Origin of the sequence: Verminephrobacter aporrectodeae subsp. tuberculatae At4 (genome assembly GCF_000193225.1) — a bacterium.
GTDB lineage: Bacteria > Pseudomonadota > Gammaproteobacteria > Burkholderiales > Burkholderiaceae_C > Acidovorax > Acidovorax aporrectodeae.
On record NZ_AFAL01000904.1, the window covers coordinates 1 to 390 of the forward strand.

A 390-nucleotide genomic window follows, 5' to 3' on the forward strand; every position below is an offset into this window, starting at 1 on the left:
GCCCTTCAAATGGGCGAGCCAGGGAGACGTTGCCACCTGGGACATCCACGCCGACAACACTGGGTTTCAGAACGGCGTACACGCCAACGTGTACGAGGGCCTCGTCTACTACAACAGCAGGACCTTCGCGGTGGACCCCGTCCTGGCGACGTCCTGGAAGGAAATCAGCCCCACGCAAGTGCGGTTCGCCCTGCGGCAGGGCGTGAAGTTCCACGATGGCTCGGCGTTCAGCGCCGACGACGCCGTGTTCTCCTTGCAGCGCGCGATGGCCAAGACCTCGAATTTCACGCCCTACATGGAGGGCGTGAGCAAGGTCGTGAAGGTGGACGAATACACCATCGACGTTCTGCTCTCCGCGCCGAACCCGGTGCTGCTGCGCCAGCTGACGGA

At 63.3% G+C, this 390-nt stretch carries 1 protein-coding gene; it reads left to right on the forward strand.

The window, feature by feature from the left end; all coding sequences use genetic code 11:
• Positions 1 to 390: ABC transporter substrate-binding protein (locus VTU_RS29795; RefSeq protein WP_010109297.1), on the forward strand; the 390-nt coding region annotated here is incomplete at both ends.